General features: G+C 69.8%; 25 protein-coding genes. 11 read left to right on the forward strand and 14 right to left on the reverse strand.

The genetic code is table 11. The features are described 5' to 3' along the window. Nucleotides 1-51: 51 nt before the first annotated feature. A complete protein-coding gene (locus ACZ5ON_RS03560; protein WP_465584825.1) occupies nucleotides 52-420 on the reverse strand; it encodes a DUF1844 domain-containing protein in 369 nt (122 codons plus the stop codon). Nucleotides 421-941: 521 nt separating this feature from the next. On the opposite strand from ACZ5ON_RS03560, the gene infC reads away from it, so the two are divergent. The 8 genes from infC (at nucleotide 942) to ACZ5ON_RS03600 (ending at nucleotide 9,893) form a co-directional block, all read left to right on the forward strand. Further along, nucleotides 942-1,664, forward strand: a complete 723-nt coding sequence (infC, locus tag ACZ5ON_RS03565) for a translation initiation factor IF-3 (protein ID WP_465585332.1) — start codon at nucleotides 942-944, stop codon at nucleotides 1,662-1,664. Between the two features lie 148 nt (nucleotides 1,665-1,812). Next, nucleotides 1,813-2,007, forward strand: a complete 195-nt coding sequence (gene rpmI / locus ACZ5ON_RS03570; RefSeq protein WP_030286227.1) for a 50S ribosomal protein L35 — start codon at nucleotides 1,813-1,815, stop codon at nucleotides 2,005-2,007. Nucleotides 2,008-2,121: 114 nt separating this feature from the next. Further along, nucleotides 2,122-2,508, forward strand: a complete 387-nt coding sequence (rplT, locus tag ACZ5ON_RS03575) for a 50S ribosomal protein L20 (protein WP_344635457.1) — start codon at nucleotides 2,122-2,124, stop codon at nucleotides 2,506-2,508. 141 nt (nucleotides 2,509-2,649) lie between these two features. After that, the gene (locus ACZ5ON_RS03580; protein ID WP_465584832.1) at nucleotides 2,650-3,516 is read left to right on the forward strand and encodes a TrmH family RNA methyltransferase; all 867 of its coding nucleotides are present in this window, start codon (nucleotides 2,650-2,652) and stop codon (nucleotides 3,514-3,516) included. Between the two features lie 137 nt (nucleotides 3,517-3,653). Next, nucleotides 3,654-4,766: a sensor histidine kinase gene (locus ACZ5ON_RS03585; protein WP_465584837.1), complete on the forward strand. Its 1,113-nt coding sequence runs from the start codon at nucleotides 3,654-3,656 to the stop codon at nucleotides 4,764-4,766. 354 nt (nucleotides 4,767-5,120) lie between these two features. Next, nucleotides 5,121-6,242: a phenylalanine--tRNA ligase subunit alpha gene (pheS, locus tag ACZ5ON_RS03590; RefSeq protein WP_465584842.1), complete on the forward strand. Its 1,122-nt coding sequence runs from the start codon at nucleotides 5,121-5,123 to the stop codon at nucleotides 6,240-6,242. Beyond that, nucleotides 6,242-8,737 (forward strand): phenylalanine--tRNA ligase subunit beta, encoded by a 2,496-nt coding sequence (pheT, locus tag ACZ5ON_RS03595; RefSeq protein WP_465584847.1) that lies wholly within the window; start codon nucleotides 6,242-6,244, stop codon nucleotides 8,735-8,737. Before pheS ends, pheT begins: the two co-directional genes overlap by 1 nt. A 316-nt stretch (nucleotides 8,738-9,053) precedes the next feature. Further along, entirely contained in the window at nucleotides 9,054-9,893 is an 840-nt protein-coding gene (locus tag ACZ5ON_RS03600) for a chitosanase (RefSeq protein ID WP_465584850.1), read from the forward strand. Between the two features lie 200 nt (nucleotides 9,894-10,093). Here ACZ5ON_RS03600 and ACZ5ON_RS03605 read toward each other — a convergent pair whose 3' ends face one another. The 3 genes from ACZ5ON_RS03605 to ACZ5ON_RS03615 all read right to left on the reverse strand — a co-directional run bounded on the left by ACZ5ON_RS03605 (nucleotide 10,094) and on the right by ACZ5ON_RS03615 (nucleotide 12,964). Beyond that, nucleotides 10,094-11,092, reverse strand: coding sequence for a phospholipase D-like domain-containing protein (locus ACZ5ON_RS03605; RefSeq protein ID WP_465584855.1), 999 nt, complete (start codon nucleotides 11,090-11,092; stop codon nucleotides 10,094-10,096). Nucleotides 11,093-11,354: 262 nt separating this feature from the next. Continuing rightward, nucleotides 11,355-11,912, reverse strand: coding sequence for a DoxX family protein (locus tag ACZ5ON_RS03610; RefSeq protein WP_465584861.1), 558 nt, complete (start codon nucleotides 11,910-11,912; stop codon nucleotides 11,355-11,357). A 230-nt stretch (nucleotides 11,913-12,142) separates the two neighbouring features. Continuing rightward, nucleotides 12,143-12,964: an NAD(P)H-binding protein gene (locus ACZ5ON_RS03615; RefSeq protein WP_465584865.1), complete on the reverse strand. Its 822-nt coding sequence runs from the start codon at nucleotides 12,962-12,964 to the stop codon at nucleotides 12,143-12,145. An 87-nt stretch (nucleotides 12,965-13,051) separates the two neighbouring features. Here ACZ5ON_RS03615 and ACZ5ON_RS03620 point away from each other — a divergent pair, with 87 nt between their 5' ends. Then, nucleotides 13,052-13,471 carry a winged helix-turn-helix transcriptional regulator gene (locus ACZ5ON_RS03620; protein ID WP_465584868.1) on the forward strand — a complete coding sequence of 140 codons (420 nt, stop codon included), beginning with the start codon at nucleotides 13,052-13,054 and terminating at the stop codon, nucleotides 13,469-13,471. Between the two features lie 600 nt (nucleotides 13,472-14,071). After that, nucleotides 14,072-14,632: a class IV adenylate cyclase gene (gene cyaB, locus ACZ5ON_RS03625; RefSeq protein WP_465584874.1), complete on the forward strand. Its 561-nt coding sequence runs from the start codon at nucleotides 14,072-14,074 to the stop codon at nucleotides 14,630-14,632. A gap of 57 nt (nucleotides 14,633-14,689) precedes the next feature. Here the strand turns inward: cyaB and ACZ5ON_RS03630 are convergent, their stop codons facing one another. Genes ACZ5ON_RS03630 through ACZ5ON_RS03645 form a run of 4 tightly spaced genes read right to left on the reverse strand, consistent with a single transcriptional unit; the run spans nucleotide 14,690 to nucleotide 16,186 of the window. Continuing rightward, nucleotides 14,690-14,956: a hypothetical protein gene (locus tag ACZ5ON_RS03630; RefSeq protein WP_427392931.1), complete on the reverse strand. Its 267-nt coding sequence runs from the start codon at nucleotides 14,954-14,956 to the stop codon at nucleotides 14,690-14,692. Then, the gene (locus tag ACZ5ON_RS03635; protein WP_465584885.1) at nucleotides 14,953-15,309 is read right to left on the reverse strand and encodes a hypothetical protein; all 357 of its coding nucleotides are present in this window, start codon (nucleotides 15,307-15,309) and stop codon (nucleotides 14,953-14,955) included. The genes ACZ5ON_RS03630 and ACZ5ON_RS03635 overlap by 4 nt, the downstream gene beginning before the upstream one ends. A 22-nt stretch (nucleotides 15,310-15,331) precedes the next feature. After that, a complete protein-coding gene (locus ACZ5ON_RS03640; protein ID WP_465584889.1) occupies nucleotides 15,332-15,439 on the reverse strand; it encodes a peptidoglycan-binding domain-containing protein in 108 nt (35 codons plus the stop codon). Nucleotides 15,440-15,451: 12 nt separating this feature from the next. Then, a complete protein-coding gene (locus ACZ5ON_RS03645) occupies nucleotides 15,452-16,186 on the reverse strand; it encodes an N-acetylmuramoyl-L-alanine amidase (protein WP_465584894.1) in 735 nt (244 codons plus the stop codon). Between the two features lie 202 nt (nucleotides 16,187-16,388). On the opposite strand from ACZ5ON_RS03645, the gene ACZ5ON_RS03650 reads away from it, so the two are divergent. Next, nucleotides 16,389-16,529 carry a hypothetical protein gene (locus ACZ5ON_RS03650; RefSeq protein WP_465584899.1) on the forward strand — a complete coding sequence of 47 codons (141 nt, stop codon included), beginning with the start codon at nucleotides 16,389-16,391 and terminating at the stop codon, nucleotides 16,527-16,529. 52 nt (nucleotides 16,530-16,581) lie between these two features. Here ACZ5ON_RS03650 and ACZ5ON_RS03655 read toward each other — a convergent pair whose 3' ends face one another. From ACZ5ON_RS03655 to ACZ5ON_RS03680, 6 genes are all read right to left on the reverse strand, one after another. Beyond that, nucleotides 16,582-17,304, reverse strand: coding sequence for a DNA-methyltransferase (locus ACZ5ON_RS03655; protein WP_465584902.1), 723 nt, complete (start codon nucleotides 17,302-17,304; stop codon nucleotides 16,582-16,584). A 110-nt stretch (nucleotides 17,305-17,414) separates the two neighbouring features. Next, nucleotides 17,415-17,621, reverse strand: a complete 207-nt coding sequence (locus tag ACZ5ON_RS03660; protein WP_465584905.1) for a MerR family transcriptional regulator — start codon at nucleotides 17,619-17,621, stop codon at nucleotides 17,415-17,417. A gap of 131 nt (nucleotides 17,622-17,752) precedes the next feature. After that, nucleotides 17,753-19,249 (reverse strand): YVTN family beta-propeller repeat protein, encoded by a 1,497-nt coding sequence (locus ACZ5ON_RS03665; protein WP_465584910.1) that lies wholly within the window; start codon nucleotides 19,247-19,249, stop codon nucleotides 17,753-17,755. 178 nt (nucleotides 19,250-19,427) lie between these two features. Next, complete coding sequence (locus ACZ5ON_RS03670; RefSeq protein WP_465584914.1) at nucleotides 19,428-20,369, reverse strand: IS3 family transposase; 942 nt, start codon at nucleotides 20,367-20,369, stop codon at nucleotides 19,428-19,430. After that, nucleotides 20,357-20,656: a transposase gene (locus ACZ5ON_RS03675; protein WP_465584918.1), complete on the reverse strand. Its 300-nt coding sequence runs from the start codon at nucleotides 20,654-20,656 to the stop codon at nucleotides 20,357-20,359. The genes ACZ5ON_RS03670 and ACZ5ON_RS03675 overlap by 13 nt, the downstream gene beginning before the upstream one ends. A 255-nt stretch (nucleotides 20,657-20,911) precedes the next feature. Then, complete coding sequence (locus ACZ5ON_RS03680; RefSeq protein ID WP_465584921.1) at nucleotides 20,912-21,781, reverse strand: 3-hydroxybutyryl-CoA dehydrogenase; 870 nt, start codon at nucleotides 21,779-21,781, stop codon at nucleotides 20,912-20,914. Nucleotides 21,782-21,791: the final 10 nt, after the last annotated feature.

The following is a 21,791-nucleotide window of genomic DNA, read 5'->3' on the forward strand; positions in this document are numbered from 1 at the left end:
GCCGGCCGGCACCCCGTGCCCCGGGACACCGGCCGGCCCAAACGGGTTCCGTCAGCTGTAGACGGGCCCGGTGAACTTCTCGCCGGGACCGGCACCCGGGGCGTCCGGGACCAGGGAAGCCTCGCGGAAGGCCAACTGCAGCGAGCGCAGTCCGTCACGCAGCGGCGCGGCGTGGAAGTTGCTGATCTCGGGAGCCCCGGCGGTGACCAGGCCGGCCAGCGCGGTGATCAGCTTGCGTGCCTCGTCCAGGTCCTTGTCCTTCTCGCCGCCCTCGGCGAGGCCGCACTTGACGGCGGCCGCACTCATCAGGTGCACCGCGACGGTGGTGATCACCTCGACCGCCGGGACCTCGGCGATGTCGCGGGTGAGGTCGTCGAAGCCGACGGTCTCGTCATCGTGCTCGTGGGGCTGGCTGCTCAAGGGGACTCACTCCGTGGTGGGAAAGGCCGTGCGGTGACCGGTCGGGGCACTCGGGGGTACAGAGGGAGCGTACAAGGGGTCGTGGAGGCGCTGACCAGCGCAATGGACTCGGCCCTTGACCGGGCCCGGAATACCTGCCGGGCTCCGAACGCTGGTATGCTTCGAGACTGACCGGCCAGGCAGCCCCACGGATTGCCCGGCCAGCAAGTGGAGGCTCCACTTCAGGAGGCCCGAGAGGGCAACCGCGAAAGTCTCCCACCTGTCCGACTCAAGGGTCGGAGGGTCCGGTCCGCGACATCGGCCGCAAGGTCCGGTGCTCGCCGCAGTGTCCGTCCAGAAGACGGGCACCGCCCCCGGTTGTGTGGAGCCCCGCCTGTGTACCGAGCGGGGCTTTTTTCGTGCCGCGGTGCCTGCACCACAGAGCAGCGCAGCACGAATGAAGCCCCGCCCAGTGGTCGAGTCCACTACGTGCGACCGCCGTCCGACGGCCGCATCGCAGAAGGTGCAACCGAGGAGGCCCCATCAGCACCGAGCCCCGCATCAACGACCGGATTCGCGTCCCCGAGGTGCGACTCGTCGGTCCCAGCGGCGAGCAGGTCGGCATCGTGCCGCTTGCCAAGGCGCTGGAGCTTGCGCAGGAGTACGACCTTGACCTGGTTGAGGTCGCGGCGACCGCTCGGCCGCCGGTGTGCAAGCTCATGGACTACGGCAAGTTCAAGTACGAGTCGGCCATGAAGGCCCGTGAGGCGCGCAAGAACCAGGCGCACACGGTCATCAAGGAGATGAAGCTCCGGCCGAAGATCGACCCGCACGACTACGACACCAAGAAGGGTCACGTCGTCCGGTTCCTCAAGCAGGGCGACAAGGTCAAGATCACGATCATGTTCCGCGGTCGTGAGCAGTCCCGCCCCGAGCTGGGCTTCCGACTGCTGCAGCGGCTCGCGAACGACGTCCAGGACCTGGGATTCGTCGAGTCCTCGGCCAAGCAGGACGGCCGTAACATGATCATGGTTCTTGGCCCGCACAAGAAGAAGACCGAGGCGATGGCCGAGGCCCGCGCCGCAGCGGACGCCCGCAAGGCCGAGCGTCAGGGCCGGAACATCGGTCCCAACGACGCCGACGCGGCTGACGACGTCGACGTCGACGTCGACGTCGACGCCGACACCGCTGACGACGTCGTGGTCGAGGCTGAGGAAGCCGCCGCCGAGGTCGAGCAGCCGGCCGAGGCCGCCAAGGACGCCTGAGCCCCCTCCAGGGCTGTACGGCGGTCCGGGCGGACCGGCCACCGAGGTACCGGGGCAGCCTGCCCTGCGTACCAGTGATCCATCCAGTTCACCGCCCGCGTTCCCCGGAACGCGGGCGGTGGGCGGACCGACGAGGAGATACGGCGACATGCCGAAGCAAAAGACCCACAGCGGCGCCAGCAAGCGCTTCAAGATCAGCGGCTCCGGCAAGGTGCTGCGCGAGCGTGCCGGCCGTCGCCACCTGCTCGAGCACAAGCCCTCGACGCTGACCCGCAAGCTGGCCGGCACGGTCGAGATGGCCCCGGCCGACGCCAAGAAGATCAAGAAGCTTCTGGGCAAGTGATCGCCCTCCTGCCGGGCCGCGACCGCGGACCGGTGGGGCCAGCTGATCCTTCCCGACCCATTCGAATGACGGACCACGTGAAGTAGTCCGTGGTCCAACCCAAGGAGTAATGAAGTGGCACGCGTCAAGCGGGCAGTCAACGCCCACAAGAAGCGCCGGGTCATCCTGGAGCGCGCCAGCGGCTACCGTGGCCAGCGCTCGCGCCTGTACCGCAAGGCCAAGGAGCAGGTCACCCACTCGCTGGTCTACAACTTCAACGACCGTAAGAAGCGTAAGGGCGACTTCCGTCAGCTGTGGATCCAGCGCATCAACGCTGCGGCCCGTGCCAACGGCATCACCTACAACCGCTTCGTTCAGGGTCTGAAGGCCGCCGGCGTCGAGATCGACCGCAAGATGCTGGCCGAGCTGGCCGTCAACGACCAGGTCGCGTTCGTCGCCCTGGTCGAGGTCGCCAAGAAGGCGCTGCCGGAGGACGTCAACGCCCCCAAGGTCGCCGCCTGATCAAGGCCGGAGCTTCGGCACCGTAGCTGATCCGCTCAGACCCGCAGGCCCGCTGCCTGCGGGTCTGAGTGCTTCCCGGGTCCCCCGCAGAGCCGCACCGGCCGCTGACGCCGCCCGCGGCTGCCCACAGAGAACGAGAGCATGCAGAGCACCGACATCCCCCTGCTCACCTCCCTGCGCTCCCCGCGCGTCGTCGCCGCCCGCAAGCTGGCCCGGCGCAACCAGCGCAGCAAGGAGCGCCGCTTCCTGGCCGAGGGCCCGCAGGCGGTCCGGGAGGCCGTCGCGTACGGGCGGCTGGCGGGCTCGGACGAGCACGCCGTGGTCGAGATCTACCTCACGCCGCAGGCCCTGGAACGGCACGCCGACATCGTCTCCGCGGCCCGGGAGGCCGGCCTGCCGGTGCTCACCGCCACCGACGAGGTGATCGCGGAGATCTGCGACACGGTCACCCCGCAGGGCATCGTCGCGCTCTGCCGCTTCATCGACACCCCGTTCGAGGATGTGCTCAGGGCCCGCCCGCAGCTGGTCGCCGTACTGGCGCACGTGCGCGACCCCGGGAACGCGGGCACCGTGCTGCGCACCGCCGACGCCGCCGGGGCCGACGCGGTGATCCTCACCGACGCCTCGGTGGACCCGTACAACCCGAAGGCCGTCCGGGCCTCGGTGGGCAGCTTGTTCCACCTGCCGGTGGCCACCGGTGTGCCGATCGAGGAGGCCGTCGAGCGGCTGCGCGAGGCGGGCGTACGGGTGCTGGCCGCCGACGGGGCGGGGGAGCGCGACCTCGACCAGGAGCTGGACGAGGGCACCCTGGGCGCACCCGGTGCCTGGGTGTTCGGCAACGAGGCCTGGGGTCTGCCCGAGGAGACCCGCGCACTCGCCGACGAGGTGGTGCGCGTCCCCATTCACGGGCACGCCGAGAGCCTCAACCTCGCCACCGCCGCCGCCGTGTGCCTCTATGCCTCCGCTCGTGCGCAGCGCTCGCCCGGAGGGTGTCGCGCACAGGGGTAGTGGCGCTAGGGTCTGGCCGTGGGGGAACGGACACGGTGGGTAGTGCCACCGACACCAGCGCACGGTGGGCCGGGGGCAGGGGCCGGGCAGGCGATGGCGGCCGTCGGCGCAGGAGGCTCTGAGCGGGGAGGACACCCATGGACGGCAGCGGGTCCCAGGTGAACCCGGACGACCTGCCGGACGGACTGGTGATCGCCGACGCGGCGGGCGAGGTGGTCTGCTTCAACCGTGCCGCCGTCCGACTCACCGGGATCCGGGCCGCCCTCGGCACCCCGCTGGAGCAGGCGCTCCCGCTGGAGGACCTGGACGGCCGCCGCTGGTGGCAGCTGACCGACCCGTACGGGGGGCTGGCCATCCGCACCGGCCAGCCCGAGCGGAACCTGCTGCTGCCCGGCGGCCGCGAGGTGCTGGTCTCCGCCCGCTACGTGCGCGAGCGGCCCTGCGGCCCGGTCCGACGGGTGGTGGTGGCGCTGCGCGGCACCGAGGCGCGCCGCCGTACCGAGCGCAGCCACGCCGAGCTGATCGCCACCGTGGCGCACGAGCTGCGCTCCCCGCTCACCAGCGTCAAGGGCTTCACCGCCACGCTGCTGGCCAAGTGGGAGCGGTTCACCGACGGGCAGAAGCGGGTGATGCTGGAGACCGTCGACGCCGACGCGGACCGGGTCACCCGCCTGATCGCCGAACTCCTGGACATCTCCCGGATCGACGCCGGCCGGCTGGAGATCCACAAGCAGGTGGTGGACCTGGCGGCGGCGGTGCGGCGGCACGTGGACGGCAAGGTCGCCGCCGGGATCCCGGCCGACCGCTTCGACATCAGGGTCACCGAGCCGCTCACCCAGCTCTGGGCCGATCCCGACAAGATCGACCAGGTGCTGGCCAACCTGCTGGAAAATGCGGTGCGGCACGGCGAGGGAACTGTCACGATCGAGGTGGCGCCCGCCAAGGAACTGGTCGAGGCGACAGGCCGGGAGCGTCCCGGCACCCCGCCCAGGGCCCCCGGGGGCCGAGTCATCGAAGGGACCGCAGTCACCGTGAGCGACGAAGGCACCGGCATTCCGGAGGAGTCCATGCCGCGCGTCTTCACCCGCTTCTGGCGCGGCTCCAAGCGCGGCGGCACCGGCCTCGGCCTCTACATCGTCAAGGGCATCGTCGAGGCCCACGGCGGCACCATCAGGATCAGCCGCGCGCCCGGCGGCGGCGCCCGGTTCCGATTTATCCTGCCCGCCGGAGTGCCGGACTTCATGCTCTGAAGTCCCGCCCGGCGGGCGGCGAAGGCAGGCGGGCGTGCCCATCGGGGCGGTGCGCGAGCGGCCGAGCACCTTCGTACCGGTCTTCCGGACGGTTCCCCGCGCCCACCGATCGGTGCCGGCGCGCGGGTGTCCGGGGCCCGCGCGACGGTGCCCGGCGCCTCCCGCGCCCCTGGGGCGCTACGCGCTGCGACTACACTCGACCTTTGGCGTTGTGGGACGCCCTGCGCGGCCGCGCCGCGGACACCCTTCCTGACAGGTGCGGGAGCGGCTGCCCGTGCCCCGGCCACGCCGGGCGTAGCGCAAGGGCGAGACGGACCCCTTCACTTCACGAGCAGGAGCACGGGAAAGATAGCGATGTCGGCACCCAACAAGTCGTACGACCCGGTAGAGGTCGAGGCATTGAAGCCCGAGGTGGTGGAGCAGGCCAGGGACGGGGCGATCGCCGCGTTCGCCGCGGCCGGCGACCTGGCGCAGCTCAAGGAGGCGAAGGTCGCGCACACCGGCGACCGCTCGCCGCTCTCGCTCGCCAACCGTGAGATCGGCGCGCTGCCGCCGCACGCCAAGGCCGCCGCGGGCAAGCTGATCGGCCAGGCCCGTGGCGCCGTCAACCAGGCCCTGGCCAGGCGCCAGGCCGAGCTGGAGGCGGAGCGCGACGCCCGGGTACTGGTCGAGGAGGCGGTGGACGTCACCCTGCCGTACGCCCGCGACCCGCGCGGCGCCCGCCACCCGCTGACCACCCTCGCCGAGCGGGTCGAGGACACCTTCGTGGCCATGGGCTACGAGGTCGCCTCCGGCCCCGAGGTCGAGGCCGAGTGGCTCAACTTCGACGCCCTCAACCTGCACGAGGACCACCCGGCCCGCTCGATGCAGGACACCTTCTTCGTCCAGGCCCCGGACGGCTCGGCGGACTCCGGTGTGGTCCTGCGCACCCAGACCTCCCCGGTGCAGATCCGCACCATGCTCGACCGCGAGCCCCCGCTGTACGCGATCAGCCCCGGCCGCGTCTACCGCACCGACGAGCTGGACGCCACCCACACCCCGGTCTTCCGCCAGGTCGAGGGCCTCGCGGTGGACGAGGGCATCACCTTCGCCGACCTCAAGGGCACCATCGAGCACCTGGTCGCGACGCTCATCGGCGGCGACCTCCAGCTGCGCTGGCGGCCGTCGTACTTCCCGTTCACCGAGCCGAGCGCCGAGGTGGACCTGCAGTGCTTCGTCTGCCTGGGTGCCAGCGTCGGCAACCCGGAGCGGCCCTGCCGCACCTGCTCCTCCGAGGGCTGGATCGAACTCGGCGGCTGCGGCGTGGTAAATCCGCGCGTCCTGGTCGCCTGCGGTGTCGACCCGGACCGCTACAGCGGGTTCGCCTTCGGCCTGGGCCTGGAGCGAATCCTGATGAATCGTCACAACGTCGCCGACATGCGCGACATGGTCGAGGGTGACGTCCGCTTCACCCTCCCGTTCGGGATGGAGATCTGATGCGCGTCCCGCTTTCCTGGCTGCGCGAGTACGTCGACCTTCCGGCGGGTGAGACCGGCCGCGACGTCGCGGCCCGACTGGTCCGTGCCGGCCTCGAGGTCGAGACCGTCGAACAGATCGGCGCCGACCTCAAGGGCCCGATCGTGGTCGGCGAGGTGCTCTCGATCGAGGAGCTGGCCGGCTTCAAGAAGCCGATCCGGCACTGCTTCGTCAACGTCGGCGACGCCAACGGCACCGGCGAGCCGCAGGAGATCGTCTGCGGTGCGACCAACTTCGCCGTCGGCGACAAGGTCGTGGTCGTGCTCCCGGGCGCGGTGCTGCCCGGCCCGTTCCCGATCGCCGCGCGGCAGACCTACGGCCACACCTCGGCCGGCATGATCTGCTCCACCCGCGAACTGGGCATGGGCGACGACCACGGCGGCATCCTGGTGCTGGAGTCGCACCTCGAGCCCGGCACCGACGCCATCGAGCTGCTCCAGCTGGTCGACGAGGTGCTGGACATCGCCGTCACCCCGGACCGCGGCTACTGCCTGTCCATGCGCGGCGTGGCCCGCGAGGCCGCCGCCGCGTACGGGCTGCCGCTGGCCGACCCGGCGCTGCTGGACGTGCCCCCGGCCAACGCCGACGGCTACCCGGTCAAGGTCGCCGACCCGGCCGGCTGCGACCGCTTCGTCGCCCGTACCGTCACCGGCGTCGACCCGAGCGCGCAGTCGCCGATCTGGCTGCAGCGCCGCCTGCAGAAGGCGGGCATCCGCCCGATCTCGCTGACCGTCGACATCACCAACTACGTGATGCTGGAGGTCGGCCAGCCGCTGCACGCCTATGACCGCGAGCGGGTGAACGGGCCGATCCTGGTCCGCCGCGCGGAGGAGGGCGAGAAGCTCACCACGCTGGACGGCGTCGAGCGCAAGCTCTCCGTCGAGGACCTGCTGATCTGCGACAACTCCGGGCCGATCGGCCTGGCCGGGGTCATGGGCGGCGCTTCCACCGAGATCCTCGACCCGGCCGCGGGCCCGGGCACCACCGAGGTGATCATCGAGGCGGCGCACTTCGACCCGATCTCGGTCGCCCGTACCGCCAAGCGGCACAAGCTGCCTTCCGAGGCGTCCAAGCGCTTCGAGCGCGGTGTCGACCCGGAGGCCGCCCGCGCCGCCGCCCAGCGCGCGGTGGACCTGCTGGTCCTGATCGCCGGCGGCACCGCCGAGGCCGGTGTCACCGACATCGCCGCCCCGCACCCCCTGCGCACCATCCAGATCGCCGCCGACCTGCCGGACCGGGTCGCGGGCACCGAGTACGGCCGCGAGACCGTCACCCGGCGCCTGCAGGAGATCGGCTGCACCGTGATCGGCGCGGACGTCCTGGAGGTCACCCCGCCGACCTGGCGCCCCGACCTCACCGACCCGTACGACCTCGCGGAGGAGGTCATCCGGCTCGAGGGCTACGACAACGTACCCACCCGGATGCCCACCGTCCCGCCGGGCCGCGGGCTGACCGAGGTGCAGCGCTTCCACCGCCGCGTCGGCGTGGCGCTGGCCGGGGCCGGCTACGTGGAGGTGATCAACTACCCGTTCATCGGCGAGAGCCTGCTGGACGCGCTCGGCCTGGAGGCGGACGACGAGCGCCGCCGCACGGTCAAGCTGGTCAACCCGCTCAACGACGAGGAGCCGTCGCTGCGGACCTCGTTGGTGCCGGGCCTGCTCGGCGCGCTGCGCCGCAACGTCGGCCGGGGCAACACCGACCTGGCGCTGTTCGAGACGGGCACGGTCTTCCTGCCCAAGGCTGAGCAGAAGGTCGCCCCGCGCCTGCCGGTCGACCGCCGTCCGGTCGAGGAGGAGCTGGCGGCGCTGGACGCCGCGCTGCCGAACCAGCCGCGCCGGGTCGCGGTCGCCCTCGCGGGCGAGCGGCTGCCGTCCGGCTGGTGGGGCAGGGGCGGTGCCTCCTGCTGGGCGGACGCGATCGAGGCCGCTCGCACGGTGGCCCGCGCGGCCAACGTCGAGTTGACGGTCCGTCAGTCCCAGCTCGCCCCGTGGCACCCTGGCCGCTGCGCCGAACTCGCGGTCGGCGACCGGGTGGTGGGCTACGCGGGTGAGCTGCACCCGAGGGTCATCAAGGCGCTGAACCTGCCCGAGCGCACCAGCGTGATGGAGCTCGACCTGGACCTGCTGTTCGCCGACGGCGCGCAGCGGGTGAGCGGCCCGACCGTGTCCTCGTACCCGGTGGCCACCCAGGACGTCGCCCTGATCGTGGACTCCGCCGTCCCGGCCGCCGAGGTGGAGGCCGCGCTGCGCGAGGGCGCGGGTGAACTGCTGGAGTCCATCCGGCTGTTCGACGTCTTCACCGGCGAGCAGGCGGGCGAGGGCAAGAAGTCGCTGGCGTACTCGCTGCGCTTCCGTGCCGCCGACCGTACGCTGACCGCCGACGAGGCCTCGGCCGTGCGCGAGTCCGCCGTGGCGGCCGCCGCGGCCCGCACCGGCGCGGTGCTGCGCGGCGCGTGACGTACTGACGGCAGCCCGAAGGGTCCCGGAGCTCCGGCTCCGGGGCCCTTCGGCGTTCCCGGGGGTGGCTCGCGCGCTCCCGGGCCCGCTCTGCCGGTGATCCGGCCGAAGTGGATGTGACCTGCGAACTCCTCGTGCGGTGTTGGTAGTTGGGGCGGGCCGCGGGTGGCGCCACGCCCGAACCGGATGCGCCGAGCCTCTTGCGGTGTCCATGTCGGTCTGCGTTAATCGACTGCGTCAAGGACAGTTAGGAAAGTTTCCTAACTCTCTACTCCTCGGGCATCCCTGTGCCCGGCGACAGAAGACGGAGCGTCATATGCACTCGAAGCACCGGGTCGGCCGCATCGCCCTCGCAGTCGCGCTCGCCGTGATACCCGCATCGCTCGCCACCGCCGGAGTCGGACACGCGGCCACCCCCGTGGCCGCCTCCGCCGTGAAGGCCGGGGCCGGCCTGGACGACCCGCACAAGAAGGACATCGCCATGCAGCTGGTGTCCAGTGCCGAGAACTCCTCGCTGGACTGGAAGGCCCAGTACAAGTACATCGAGGACATCCACGACGGTCGCGGCTACACCGCGGGGATCATCGGCTTCTGCTCCGGGACCGGTGACATGCTCGAACTGGTCCAGCACTACACGGACCTGAAGCACGACAACGTCCTGGCCAAGTACCTGCCCGCGCTGAAGAAGGTCAACGGCTCGGAATCGCACGCCGGCCTCGGCACCCCGTTCACCAAGGACTGGGCCACCGCCGCCAAGGACCCGGTCTTCCAGCAGGCGCAGAACGACGAGCGCGACCGGGTCTACTTCAACCCCGCGGTCAACCAGGCCAAGTCCGACGGGCTGCGCGCGCTCGGCCAGTTCATCTACTACGACGCCATCGTGATGCACGGTCCGGGCACCGACTCGGACAGCTTCGGCGGCATCCGTGCCGCCGCCATGAAGAAGGCCAGGACGCCCGCCCAGGGCGGCGACGAGGCCACCTACCTCAACGCCTTCCTGGACGTCCGCAAGGCCGTCATGAAGAAGGAGGAGGCGCACAGTGACACCAGCCGGGTCGACACCGAACAGCGGGTCTTCCTGAACGCCAGGAACTTCGACCTCAACCCGCCGCTGAAGTGGAAGGTCTACGGCGACCCGTACAGCATCAACAGCTGAGCGGCACCGGGGCGAAGAGGCGCATGAGCCGGGTGGGTTGATGATGATTCATCAGCCCACCCGGGTTCTGTTGAGGCGGGGCGGTGTTCAACGCGCCAAACACTCGGAGCAATGGCCGTCGTGCTGCCCCTCCTCGTGTTCTCCGATCCGGAGGAGAGGGAGCGAGACCGGTCGTGGACCGGACGCCCCGGTCGGCCTGCCTAGTAAGGCGTGCCGTCGGCGAAGTCGGTCGCGAAGGTGTTCTCGATGCCGTCGAGCACGGCCGGGGCGTCGACGATCAGGCCGAGTTCGCGGTTGCTGTTGAGCGAGTTGTCGGAGAGGTTCTCCGAACCGGCGAAGACCTCGGACGTGTTGGTTCCGTAGTCCGCGACGATGGCCTTGGCGTGGATGTACAGACCGGTGGTGGAGGAGTAGGTGACCACCGAGCCACCGGCCGCCGTCACCTGGTCGAAGTTGCTGCCGTAGCTGCTCGGGTCCATGCCGACCACCCGTACGGTCACCCCGCGCTGCTCGGCCGCCACGATCGCGTTCACCAGGTCGGTGTCGCCGAACTCCAGCTCCTCGACGTCCAGGGAGTGCTGGGCGCCGTTGATCAGGTCGAGCAGCCGGCTCTCCGAGTCGGTGGGGGACCAGACCAGGTCGTCGCCGTCGGCCGGGGTGACGGAGGTCTTGGCGTAGTCCGCGTCGAAGACCTGCTCGATCGCCGCGACATCGGCCGAGTCGCTGTCGAAGACGCCGTAGTCACGGCTGGAGGAGTAGTAGGTGGAGTCCAGGTTCCCGGTCAGGATCAGGGACTTGGCGTGGTCCACCGTGACCGTCTTCTGGTGCGTGTAGACGTACGCCGAGGAGGAGTACGTCACGCCGACGCCCGCGGCCTTGAGCGCGGAGTAGGCCGAGCCGTTCACCGAGGTGTGCTTGGCGTCCAGGATCACCCGGACCTTCACCCCGGCCTTCTTCCGGTTCACCAGCGCGGTCACCGCGGCGGTGTCGCGCAGCTCGTACATGGTCACGTCGACCGAGGTGGTTGCCGAGTTGATGAAGCTGTAGACCGCGCTGTGGTCCTGGTCCGGGAAGGTGAGCAGCGAGTGCGTGCCCGTCGCCGCGGGTGGCTGGCCGACGCCCGTGAGCAGGGCCATCGCGGACAGCAGTGCGGTACCGGCAACGGCGCGGGACCGCCGGGCGAGACCGAATCTGGACATGGTGAACTCCGGCTCCGGGGAAGGGGGATGAGCCCCTGACGGTGGGGGTGGGGGGCCTTTGATGGTGCTCAGCCAATGGTGGGGGCGCCGGAGTTTACGCGGGTAGATGTGGGAGGTTAATTTCTGACGGCGCGACAGAGCCGCGCTTTGGGGATTCCTTTAGCGAGTGGTCCCGCCGGGCTCCCGGCTCATCGGTTCCCCAAAGCCGCTGACGACCACCCGAGTTGGCTCCGGGTGGCCGTCAGGAGGGTTGGAATTCAGGTCACTTGCGCAGCAGGAGGACGATCACCGCGGTGACCAGGCCGAGCACCACGGCGGCGGCGCCGTACGCCAGCCGGTGCGAGCGCACCACCGGCAGGAACCGGTCGAGGGCGATCCGGCCGGGGCCGGTCAGGGCTATTCCGGCAGCGGCGGCCGTCAGCAGCAGCTCGTACTCGACGCCCTTCGGTGCGAAGAACCCGCCGCCCCAGATGACCGCGAGCGCGTTGACCATCGTGCCGACCAGTGCCGCGCCCGCGAGCGGGGTGAGCAGGCCCACGGCCAGGCCGAGCCCGCCGAGGGTCTCGGTGAGGCCGGCCACCGCGGCCATCGCCTTGCCGGCCGGGTAGCCACTCGCGGTGAAGAAGGCGGCAGTGCCGTCGATACCGCCGCCACCGAACCAGCCGAGCAACTTCTGGCTGCCGTGCGCCGCCATGGTCAGGCCCAGGGCGAGCCGGATCAGTAGCAGTCCGATGTCGTGTGCGTGCGGGGAGGTGGGCGACCTCCAGTCGGTCTCCCGGTCGGTGCGGGCGGCGGAAGCGGGGGCAGTCGGGTTCGGCATGCGTGTCTCCAGCGCTCGGGGAGTGATTCAAATTTGAACCGAGTAGAGCTTTGACCGTACCCGATGATTCAAATTCGAACAAATCCCTCGTGGTGCGGGCCCCCCAGGCTGGCGGTCTGTCAGATCTCCTGTTGCGCAAGATCTTTATCTGGTCCCTATGCCCAGGGTGGGGCTGAAGCGCCGCCGCCCCGGGCCGGGATCACCGCCGACCGGCGACGGAAACACCGCTGCTAGAAGCTCGCTTCCGGTCGCGTGGCGGACGCGGCCGCAACGGCCGTAGCCAGTGGGTCGCGACCCGGGCGGCCGAGAAGGTCCGTGAGGTCGGGGGTGGTGCCGTCCAGGAAGCCGTGTCGGATGCCGGTGGCAATCGAGGCGAGCATGGGCGACTGGAACGGCAGGAGCCCCGGCGTCCCGTGGAGGAGCCTGCGCCGGTACTCGTCCAGGCCGATGGCGCGGTGCGGAACCCCGAGCCGGTCGGCCACCTGGCCCGCGGTGATCGGCGTGCCGACGAGGTCGTAGACGCGCCCGCCGTGCCCTGCGGGATCCGCCGCAACGATCGCCGCGGAATCGGCGAGATCCCCCCGTGCGACCGCCGCCAGGGCGCCGTCCCCGAACGCGGACTCCACGCCGTCTTCGGCCCACATCAGCAGGCCGCCGAAGAGTTCGGCGTACAGGCCGTTGCGCAGGATCGTCCATGGCAATCCGCTCGCCCGCACGAGGCGTTCGGTGGCACGGTGCGCAAGTGCGAATCCGAGATGGTCGCCGGCAGTGGTCAGGCTCGTGTAGACGACATGGCGGACGCCATCGCGGACGGCGGCGTCCAGGACCGCCGCGTGCCGTCCGACGACCTGGTCGTCCTCGGCATAGCCGGCGGAGATCAGTACCAGGGTCGACACCCCGGAGAGATCGAGGCTCACGTGGTCATCGAAGTCGAGGCGCCGCATCCCCTCGCGTGGCGTGCGGCTGCCGCCCGTCGCGGCGACGCCGCGGGCGCGCAGCGCCGCAAGGGTGGCAGAGCCGAGGTTCCCGCTTGCTCCGGTCACCAAGATCATGTCAGTCGCAGTCTTCCGTCGTGGTTCTCATCGGTAACTACGCTTGATCCTCGATCGCCCGCACACCGGCCACAAGAAGGCAGTTCGATGTCACTCACGCACACCGGGGTAACCGCCCCCGCCGACCTCGACCCCTGCGGACGCGAGGACCATCCCGACTGCGGCATTCGCGACGTCCTGGACCGCATCGGGGACAAATGGTCGGTGCTGGTGATCGTCGAACTCGCGAGCGGCCCGCGTCGGTTCCGCGAACTGCAACGCGCCATCGACGGCATCTCCCAGCGCATGCTCACCCTCACCGTGCGCAGGCTCGAACGCGACGGCCTCGTGCTGCGCACCGTGTACCCGACCGTTCCGGCCCAGGTCGACTACCGTCTGACCGAGACCGGAGCCGGCCTGACCCACCTGGTCAAGGCGCTCGCCGACTGGTCGCTCGCCCACCGCGTCGTCATCGCCGAGGCACGGAGCGCATACGACCAGACCCACCCAGACCACGACATCCGCTGAGGAGGACCGCTACGCCCCGTACCGGTAACCTGCACGGCCGCGCCGTCAACAACGCCGTGACTTGCGACAGTTAGCGCCGCCGCACCTGATCTCGCCCCGGGCCCGGCCGGTGTGGTCATCTCGGAGGGCGGATCGATCGGCATCGCCGCCCTGCCTCGATGTTCTTGCCGTACGCGGCTTAGGAATTCTCGGGCTTCGAGACTTCTTCGCCCGCATCTTGATCGGGACTGTGATCAGCCACCAAGGCTTCGAGTCCTTCTGCTTGATCCGGAATCGTCGGCTGTTGCCTGTCGGGCGAGCGAGATCGGGGAGTCTGCTGAGTCACTGGCCAGTGGCATCCGCCTCGCTGAGGCTCGGCTGCGTGAACTCGCTACAGAAGGGGAAGTTGAGGTCTACCGGTATCGGACCCTGCCGGTATGGCGGATCATCAGGCTTGATACCACACTGTACGTCGGCGCGTTCGATTCCGACTGGGAGGGGCACGAGTCCGCCACCTACAAGATCCTGCGCACTCCCCGTGGGCCCTTGCACCGGGGGTTCCGCAGGCTGTTTGATGCCATGGTCGAAGATGCTCGCCGGGTAATCTGACGGAGGGACGAAGTGGCGATCGAGGCCGAGCTGAAGGCGCGCGTACGAGACCCGGAGGGTGTCATGGCACGTCTTGAAGATGCTTACGGCCCTGGGCGGCCCGAGGTGTATCAAGACACGTACTACGACGATCCTGCGGGCGCCCTTATGAGCGGCGACCGAGAGCTTCGGATCAGGACGGTGCACAGCGCCGACGACACCCGTACCGTGATGACCTACAAGGGCGCCAGGGTAGATGAGGCGTCCGGCTCGAAGCCCGAGGCAGAGACCTGCGTTGACGACGCCAGCGCCGCGCATGCCATCGTGCGCGGCCTGGGTTTCATACCGGCGATCTCATTCGAGAAGAGGTGCCGGAACTACACCATCCGAGCCGACGGACGTGACCTCCTGGCCACGCTCGTCCGGGTGCCGGAGATCGACGGTACCTTCATCGAGGTGGAGACGTTGGCAGCCACAGCGGACGATCTTCCCGCATCCCTCGCTGTCGTTCGGTCGGTGCTCGTCACCCTCGGAATCACCGACGATGATCTGACCACTGAGCAGTACACGGATGCCGTTTCCGCTGTCCGCTGAACACCCGCGAACGACGAAGCGCCCCCGCCCGGCCGAAGCCGGGCGGGGGTGGCGTATTCAGGGACGCATGAGGGCGATGACGGCGACCACGGTCCCGGCGAGTCCTCCGAGGACGCCGATCGTCGGCAGCGGCCACCGGGCGCTCTCCAGACGGCGGATGCGCTGCTCGTGGTCGGCGATGGTCTCCCGGTGCTCGCGCTGGTCGCCAAGGATGGCGTCCAGTTTGGCCTCCATGCGGATCTGTCCGTCGGCGATGCGCCTTACCTCCGCGTGAGTCTGGGCAGGCGAGATGTACACGCCGTCCGGCGGGGTAGCGGTCGTCACGGGGCCTCCGGCGGGGCGGCCGGGGCGGTCGGTGCGGGCGGGGCCTGGACGACCGGCTCGGCCGGGGCCGGCGGTGTGGTCGGTGCGGCCGGGGCGGGGGCCGGGCGGATCGCGTCGAGGACGTGCAGGCGCTGGGCCATCTCGGCCCACGGCACCACCGGCGCCCACTGCCGGTATGCGGCCTCGACCGCACCAACTGCGGCGCCGATCAGCGCGTCCCTGCCGAGGTGGTCGGTGCCGAGCGCGGCGAGCTGGGCGCCAAACGCGACGGCGGTGAGCCGCGCGAACCGGCCGGCCTGCTGGCGGAGGTGGGCCGAGGCGAGCTCGGCCCGGATCTGGTCAGCGAGAGACATGTGAACTCCTATCGGGTCGAGGTCAGTTGGTGACGTTGTCGGTGCGGAACGCGCACGCCCAGGTGGCGGGGCCGACGATGCCGTCCACGGTCAGCCCCTTCTCGGCCTGGAACTGGCGGCAGATCGCCACTGACGCGGGCCCTTACCAGCCGTCCACGGTGATCCGCCAGCCGCGGTCACTCATGCGCTGCTGCCAGGCCCGCACCGTGGCGTCGTGCTCCATCGGGGACTGCAGGCGGAGGTACTCACCGGGCCACGCCGGGCCCGAGTCGGCCGGGGGCTGCGGCGCGGGGGTGGTGGGCTGGCCGGCTATCTGCTGGGCGCGGGCCAGGATCTGGCCGCGCTGCGCGAGGACGGCGTCACCGGGGCAGTCGTAGTGGCCACCCCACGCAGCGCCGCCCATGCCGTGCCAGCCGAGGCCGCTTCCGTTCGGGTCGTCGGTGGCCTGCAGCGGGACGTCGTACTCGCTGTGCAGCCACGCCAGCAGCTGGGCGCAGTTCTCGATCTGGGAGTCGGTGAGCGCGTCGCCGCCGAGTCCCTCGTTCTCGACCGAGACCCAGTAGGCGTTGCCGGCGGCCTCGGTCCACGCGCGGTCGTCGGTGTCGACCATCTGTCGCAGGCTGCCCGACTTCGGGTTGAGGAAGTGCGCGGATGCCTGCGAGTCGGGGTTCATGAACCACGCCTCGCTGCCGGACTCGTTGCCGTCCTGGATGTGCAGGACGAGGCCGCGGTGGTCGTGCGTGCGGTCGTAGCCGCGGGCCCGCGCGCTGCCGCGTCGCTGTTCGGCTTCGCGCCGGTGGTCTTCGCACCGGCCGCCGGTCGTGTACTCGGGGCAGCCTGGGACGGTGCAGATGGTGTATGCGCGATGTCTGGCCACGTGATCACCTCGCCTCTACCCTTGGCCTTTTGCCAACCGTTGGGGGGTTGTTGTGGATCGAGTTGGTAGGGCACTGGCCGCCGCTGGTCTGACGCTGGCTGGTCTGGGTGTTGTGTTCGGGCTGTGGCCGACTGATGGCGGCTGTGGCAGTGGGCTGGCGCCGAAGGATGGAGACTTTCAGACGTCGGCGGAGGCGTGTTCGGTGAAGCTGGCCGGCCGGGCGAACTCGGCGTGGCTGCTGATCATCCCGGGTATCGCGGTGACGGTCGGCGGCGGTGTGCTGACCTACGAGGGGCAGCGGTCGCAGCCCAAGGTCGAGACGGAGCCCGCCGAGCAGGCGTGACCGGTTGAGTGAAGCGGGCCGCCTCCCGGGGGCGGGGCGGCGGCCCGCTGGTCTACGAGGCTGCGGCGAGCCGTTCGCGGGCGACAGTCGCGTAGGTCTGGGTGATCTCGCAGCCGATGAACTGGCGCCCTTCGGTGAGGGCGGCGACGCCGGGTGTGCCGGATCCGGTGAACGGGTCGAGTACGGTCCCGCCGGGTGGCACGATGCGGACGAGCTGGCGCATGAGGTCGAGCGGCTTCTGGGTGATGTGCTGCCGCTCGGCTCCTCGAGGTTGCGATCCTTCGAAGTGGCCAGGCAGGTAGACGGGGTTGCTGTCGGCGTTCATGGGGCCGTTGCTGCCCCAGACGATGAACTCGCAGTCCTGCTTGAGCCTGCCCTTCTGTGGGCGGGCGATGGGCTTGTGCCAGACGGCGATGCCACGCCAGGTCCAACCGGCGGCTTGCAGCGCGTCTGTGGTGGTGGGCAGTTGCCGCCAGTCGGTGAAGACGAGCGCGGCGCCGCCGGGCCGGGTCGCGTGCAGCCCCTTGGCCAGGACCAAGGTGAGCCATGCGAGGTAGCCGCGCTGGTCCCGGTTGTCGCCGGCGAAGTCCGGTAGATCGTGCTTGGCCATATCCGGGGTGCTGACGTACTTCTGGCGTGACGTCTGCGAGGTGCGTTCGTTTGGGGTTCGACCGCCGCTGTTGTAGGGCGGGTCGGCGATCACGGCGTCGACGCTGGCGCGCGGGATCTGGTCGAGAACGGTTAGGGCGTCTCCTTCATGCAGGGTCCAGCTCATGGGTTTCTCCCGGGGTGCGGTCGCTGGCGCCACGGTTGGTGGCGAGCGAGTCGGTGCACACCGCTCCGGTTGGGCGGTACATCTTGGGCGGGAGTTGGTGATGAGCTGGTCTATGCGGCGCGCTGCCCGTAGGTCCGGCGCGCGCGGTCGCGGGTGGAGCGTTCGGCGAGGGCGACGTCCAGGCGCCGGTACATCGGGCGTCCCTGCTCGTCCAGGCCGGCCGGGATGAGCTTTCCGCGCCGCTTCCACTGGCGGATGGTCGAGACGTCGACCCGGCAAAGCTCGGCGGCCTGAGGGCCGGTCAGTAGCTCGTCCATGTCGACCTCCTCGGGAATGCCGAAGGGCCCGACCGGAGTTGGTCGGGCCCTTCGCGATGATGGCGCACGTGTGGTGCTGGCAGCAGCGTGACATAACTGCTGATCTTGCGCAACTACCTGTGCCGGTGCTGTCAGCCGTGATGGTGGTCGCAGTGCGGCCACTTGCCGTGGTCACAGTGGTGCCAGTGACCGGGGCCGGGGTCGATGACGGTGGGGTCGGTGGCGGTAGCGGTGCCGTTGCCGCCTCCGCTGACGGTGGCGGTGTTGGTGACCGTGCCGGTGGCGGTGCGTGAGACGCGGACTCGCAGCGTGATGGTCGGATAGGTGTTCCCGGGGGTGAGGACGTCGCTGCGGGTGCAGGTGAGGGTCCTTGTGGTGCAGCGCCATCCCGTGCCGCTGATGTTGACGGCGGTGAGTCCGGCCGGAAGGGTGTCCTGGACGGTAACGGTGGTGCTGTTGGTCGGGGCGGTCCCGTTGTTGCCGACGGTGATGGTGTAGATGCCCTGTCTGCCCGGGATGAAGCTGCCGGCGTGGGTCTTGGTGATGGTCAGTGTCGGCGCCGGAGGGGCCGGGGTGATCGCGACACCGAGCGGGTTGGAGCCGACGCCGACGGTGGTACTGACCGTGTTGGTGGCGGTGTCGATCACCGACACGTCGTTCGAGTTGAAATTGGTGACGTAGGCGTGCGCGCCGTCCGGGGTGATCGCCACCCCTGCCGGGTTGGTGCCGACGCCGACGGTGGCGGTGACCGTGTTGGTGGCGGTGTCGATGACTGACACGGTGCCCGCGGTCGTGTTGTTGGCGACGTAGGCGTGCGCGCCGTCCGGGGCGATCGCGACGGCGAACGGACTAGTGCCGACGCCGATGGTGGTGGTGACGGTGTTGGTGGTGGTGTCGATCACCGACACGTTGTTCGAATTGTCGTTGGCGACGTAGACGTGCAGGCTGTCCGGGGTGGCCGCCACGCCGATCGGGTTGGTGCCGACGCCGATGGTGGCGGTGACGGTGTTGGTGGTGGTATCGATCACCGACACACTGTTCGCGAGATCGTTGGTGACGTAGACGTGCAGGCCGTCCGGGGTGATCGCGATGGCGGACGGGTCGGCTTGGACGGTAACGGTGGTGGTGACCGTGTTGGTGGCGGTGTCGATCACCGACACGGTGCCCGCGCCCGCGTTGGTGACATAGCCATGCAGGCCGTCCGGGGTGATCACCACCCCTCTCGGGATGTTGCCGACGGGAATGGTGGTGGTGACTGTGTTGGTGGCGGCGTCGATCACCGACAGAGTGTTCGAGTTTTCGTTGGTGACGTAGACGTGCGTGCCGTCCGGGGTGACTGCGGCACCCCATGGGCCGCCGCCGACGCCGATGGTGGCGGTGACCGTGTTGGTGGTGGCATCGATCACCGACACAGTGTTCGAGCTGAGGTTGGTGACGTAGACGTTCGTGGCTGGGGCGGCCCAGGCAGGGGACGAGGCGGCGGCCGGCAAGGCCAGTCCTGCCAGCACGGCCAGCCCCGCCATGCAGATCCGCACCCACGCCGATGGCGTTCGCCACGGTCGACGCGCCCTCTCCTCGGGCCCCGTATCGCGATGCGAGCCGGCCTGCTGTCTCCCATGCCTGACCACTGGTTACCTCCGCCTCACGTAAGGGCGGCCTCCGCCGGCCGCATCGGTGGCGGCGGCGACAGGCCATAGATCACTTAGTGTGATAACGGAATCACTTTATGTAGGACATGGCGGTTCTGGTGATCTCGACACGCTTCTGCTTGCACAGGTCAATCCCCTGATTTCGTAGAGGCCTTCGTTATGCGGCCAGGTCCTTCTGAGGATGGCTGGCGCGTGCTTCCCTGATGATCCGTTCGAACTCCACCGGCGGTAGTCCGCCGGCCGCGCTGTGCCTCCGACGGGTGTTGTAGAAGTCGGCGATCCAGGTCGCTATTCGGATGCGGGCCTCGGCCCGGGTGGCGAACGTATGGCGGTGGATGTACTCGACCTTGATCAGCGAGTTGAAGCTCTCCGCGGCGGCGTTGTCCAGAGCCGACCCCACGCGCCCCATGGACTGCACGACGCCCAGCCGGTCGCACAGGGTGTTGTACGCCTCGCTGGTGTACTCGCTGCCGCGATCAGAGTGGAAGATCACCCCGTCGACTTGCCCGCCCCGGGTGGCGGCGGCCATCTTCAGCGAAGCGGTGACCAAGCCGGCGTCGTGGTGGGCGCCCATCGCGTAGCCGAGCAGGCGACGCGAGAACATGTCGATGACTGTGGCCAGGTACAACTTGCCTTCCCCAGTGTCGATCTCGGTCATATCGCCCACCCACAGCACGTTCGGAGCGACCGCGTCGAAGTGCCGGCCGACCAGGTCCCGGGCCGCTTTGCGCTTGCCCTGCCGGGTCAGCGACCGGCGCCGCCGCGGCGGCTTGCGGCCCTGGAGTCCGAGATCGGCCATGACCTCGGCGACGGTGTTCACCGAGACTTTCCAGCCCTCGGCCCACAGATCGAGCGTGATCCTCGGCGAGCCGTAGGTCTCACCCGAGCGGTGGAAGAAGTGCTTGATCCTCTCCTCCAGCCGCGTGCGCCTGACCTCGCGGTTTGTCGGCGAGCTCGGCCTGCGGCGCCACTTGTAGTACCACGCCTCGGAGACGCCGAGCGCGCGGCAGGAGACGGAGTGCGGGATGTTGTACTCGGTCCTCTGGTCGCTGATCACCCCGACGAGCGCCGCCGGGTCCGCCACAGCTATTTCACCCACAGGACCATGCAGCGTTTGAGGACATCACGCTCCATGGCAAGTTCCTTGTTCTCCCTGGTCAGCTCGGCGTTGCGCCGGCGCAGCCGCTCCAGTTCCTCCTGGACGCTCTCGCCCCGCCCGCCCGGGGCCGCGCCGGACCCCCGGGCCCGGGAGACCCAGCTGCCCAGCGTGGTGTCGTTGATCCCCAACTCCCTCGCGACCTGCGCAACCGGCTTGCCGGTCTCGGTCACGATCCGCAAAGCCCCCTCACGGAACTCCGCGTCGAACTTCCGCCTCTTCTCCGCCATGACTCCCAACTTCCCCTGCAGTCACGGCCTCTACGCTACGGGGGGAGGCGCTCTTCGGATCTATGCGCACTTCATGCCGGACGACGGGCGCAGGGGACGAACCGCAGTCGACGAGTGGCTAGGCGCGGAGTGACGCTGAAACTCCCCAGATTCTCCCCAGAGCGACTTGAGCCGCCGGAGAGCTGACGCCCCGTCGACAGACCGCAAGCCGCCGGTCGGCTGGTCCGATGACGGGCCGACCGGCGAACTCGCAGATCAGGCGCTAGCGGTGTAGTCGTAGAAGCCGCGGCCGGACTTGCGGCCGAGCAGGCCGGCGTCGACCATCCGGGAGAGCAGCGGGGGAGCGGCGTACAGCGGCTCCTTGTACTCGTCGTACATCGACTCGGCGATCGAGACGATGGTGTCCAGGCCGATCAGGTCGCACAGGCGCAGCGGGCCCATCGGGTGGGCGCAGCCGGCCTCCATGCCCTTGTCGATGTCGGAGGCGGTGGCCACCCCCGACTCGAACATCCGGACCGCCGACAGCAGGTACGGGACCAGCAGTGCGTTGACCACGAAACCGGCCCGGTCGCGGGCCCGGATCGGCTCCTTGCCGAGCACCTGCACGGCGAAGGACTCGACCCGAGAGGTGGTCTCGGCGGAGGTGGTGAGGGTCGGGATGACCTCGACCAGCTTCTGCACCGGGGCCGGGTTGAAGAAGTGCAGGCCGATCACCTGCTCCGGACGGGAGGTCGCGGCGGCGAGCTTGACGATCGGGATCGAGGAGGTGTTGGAGGCCAGGATGGCGTCCCGGCGCTCGATGACCCGGTCCAGGGTCTGGAAGATCTGGATCTTGATGTCCTCGCGCTCGGCGACCGCCTCGACCACCAGGTCGCGGTCGGCGAAGTCGGTGAGGTCGGTGGTGAAGGAGAGCCGGGCGAGCGCCTCGTCGCGCTGCTCCTCGGTCAGCTTGCCACGCCGGACGGCGGTCTCCAGGGAGTTGGTCAGCCGGGTGCGGCCCAGTTCCAGGGCTTCGCCGTTGGCCTCGGAGACCAGGACGTCCAGGCCCGAGCGGGCGAAGACCTCAGCGATGCCCGACCCCATGAGGCCGCAGCCGATCACTCCGACGCGCGCGATGTCACTCACTCACTTGCCC

This window comes from Kitasatospora sp. NPDC032150, assembly GCF_055579945.1.

Bases quoted from the DNA above. Each gene is read 5' to 3' on its own strand.
- ACZ5ON_RS03605 (WP_465584855.1), bottom strand. From the start codon at position 11,092: ATGTCCAGATTCGGTCTCGCCCGGCGGTCCCGCGCCGTTGCCGGTACC.
- rpmI (WP_030286227.1), top strand. From the start codon at position 1,813: ATGCCGAAGCAAAAGACCCACAGCGGCGCCAGCAAGCGCTTCAAGATC.
- ACZ5ON_RS03585 (WP_465584837.1), top strand. From the start codon at position 3,654: ATGGACGGCAGCGGGTCCCAGGTGAACCCGGACGACCTGCCGGACGGA.
- ACZ5ON_RS03615 (WP_465584865.1), bottom strand. From the start codon at position 12,964: ATGATCTTGGTGACCGGAGCAAGCGGGAACCTCGGCTCTGCCACCCTT.
- ACZ5ON_RS03635 (WP_465584885.1), bottom strand. From the start codon at position 15,309: ATGTCTCTCGCTGACCAGATCCGGGCCGAGCTCGCCTCGGCCCACCTC.
- ACZ5ON_RS03600 (WP_465584850.1), top strand. From the start codon at position 9,054: ATGCACTCGAAGCACCGGGTCGGCCGCATCGCCCTCGCAGTCGCGCTC.
- ACZ5ON_RS03620 (WP_465584868.1), top strand. From the start codon at position 13,052: ATGTCACTCACGCACACCGGGGTAACCGCCCCCGCCGACCTCGACCCC.
- ACZ5ON_RS03655 (WP_465584902.1), bottom strand. From the start codon at position 17,304: ATGAGCTGGACCCTGCATGAAGGAGACGCCCTAACCGTTCTCGACCAG.
- ACZ5ON_RS03580 (WP_465584832.1), top strand. From the start codon at position 2,650: ATGCAGAGCACCGACATCCCCCTGCTCACCTCCCTGCGCTCCCCGCGC.
- ACZ5ON_RS03610 (WP_465584861.1), bottom strand. From the start codon at position 11,912: ATGCCGAACCCGACTGCCCCCGCTTCCGCCGCCCGCACCGACCGGGAG.
- pheS (WP_465584842.1), top strand. From the start codon at position 5,121: ATGTCGGCACCCAACAAGTCGTACGACCCGGTAGAGGTCGAGGCATTG.
- ACZ5ON_RS03660 (WP_465584905.1), bottom strand. From the start codon at position 17,621: ATGGACGAGCTACTGACCGGCCCTCAGGCCGCCGAGCTTTGCCGGGTC.
- ACZ5ON_RS03675 (WP_465584918.1), bottom strand. From the start codon at position 20,656: ATGGCGGAGAAGAGGCGGAAGTTCGACGCGGAGTTCCGTGAGGGGGCT.
- pheT (WP_465584847.1), top strand. From the start codon at position 6,242: ATGCGCGTCCCGCTTTCCTGGCTGCGCGAGTACGTCGACCTTCCGGCG.